The organism is Vibrio sp. 1249-1, from assembly GCF_033340495.1.
The window spans coordinates 1-529 of the sequence record NZ_JAWOWJ010001130.1 but is presented as its reverse complement, the minus strand read 5'-3'; the positions used below and the strand labels follow the sequence as shown (position 1 = coordinate 529).

The following is a 529-nucleotide window of genomic DNA, read 5'->3' as shown; positions in this document are numbered from 1 at the left end:
TGGCAAAAGCGGCGTTGGAACATAACCTACTTGAGTACGCCGAGCTGTTGCTGTTTTTGCTCGTCGCGATGACCTACATAAACGCGATGGAAGAGCGCAAACTCTTTGATGCTCTACAAGCGTGGATGGTCGGGAAAGGGTTCGGGTTCAAAAAACTGTTTTGGCTGACAGGCTTTCTGGCGTTTGTCATCTCTCCAATCGCCGATAACTTAACCACGGCCCTTTTGATGTGCGCGGTGGTAATGAAAGTGTCTGGCGACAATCCTAGGTTCGTCAATCTTGCTTGCATCAACATCGTTATCGCAGCCAACGCGGGTGGGGCATTCAGCCCATTTGGTGACATTACAACCTTGATGGTTTGGCAAGCCGGGCACGGGCGGTTCTCTGAATTCATGCCTTTGTTTGTCCCTTCTCTAATAAACTATGTCGTGCCAGCGTTTTTAATGTCCCTTTTTGTACCGAACACCAAACCCAATACCATCCACGAGCATGTCGAATTAAAACGTGGCGCAAGGCGCATTGTGCTGCT

The 529-nt window shown here is 49.5% G+C and carries 1 protein-coding gene; it reads left to right on the top strand.

Annotation, left to right across the window (positions count from 1 at the left end):
- Positions 1 to 529: sodium:proton antiporter NhaD (gene nhaD / locus R7Z50_RS30860; protein WP_318150195.1), on the top strand; the 529-nt coding region annotated here is incomplete at both ends.